This window comes from Paenibacillus elgii NBRC 100335 (assembly GCF_004000865.1).
Classification (GTDB): domain Bacteria; phylum Bacillota; class Bacilli; order Paenibacillales; family NBRC-103111; genus Paenibacillus_G; species Paenibacillus_G elgii.
Map to the genome: position 1 here is coordinate 1 of NZ_BIMB01000153.1, position 551 is coordinate 551.

Sequence of the window (551 nt, forward strand, 5' to 3'; positions counted from 1 at the left end):
AGCGGTATGGCAGGCCGTGCTGGGCGTGGAGAAGGTGGGCACTCTCGACAACTTCTTCGAGCTGGGCGGCGATTCGATCAAAGCGCTGCAGGTGGCTTCGCGTTTGCTGCAAGCGGGCTACAAGCTCGTAATGAAGGACTTGTTCAGCTATCCGACGGTGGCGGCGCTGAGTCCGCGTCTGCAAACATCGGGCAAGCTGGCGAGCCAGGAGGCCGTAACAGGAGACGTCGAGCTGACGCCGATCCAGCGGTGGTTCATCGGGCAGCAGCCGGCCGACGCGCATCACAGCAACCAGTCGGTCATGCTGTACCGCAAGGAGCGGTTTGACGAAGCGGCGCTGCGCGTAACGATGAAGAAGATCGCCGAGCATCACGACGCGCTGCGGATGGTATTCCGTTCGCGGGAAACCGGCAGCGGCTATGCGGCATGGAACCGCGGCGTGGACGAAGGCGAGCTGTTCAGCCTGGAAGTGCTGGACCTCAGCGGCGCGAAGGATGTCACGGCCGTAGTCGAAGCGAAAGCGACGGAAATTCAAGGCAGCATCGACTTGG

1 protein-coding gene is annotated in these 551 nt (G+C 62.4%); it reads left to right on the top strand.

Going from position 1 to position 551, the window contains the following annotated elements; all coding sequences use genetic code 11:
- On the top strand, positions 1 to 551 hold a 551-nt coding region (locus PEL01S_RS34285; protein ID WP_218032573.1), incomplete at both ends, for a condensation domain-containing protein.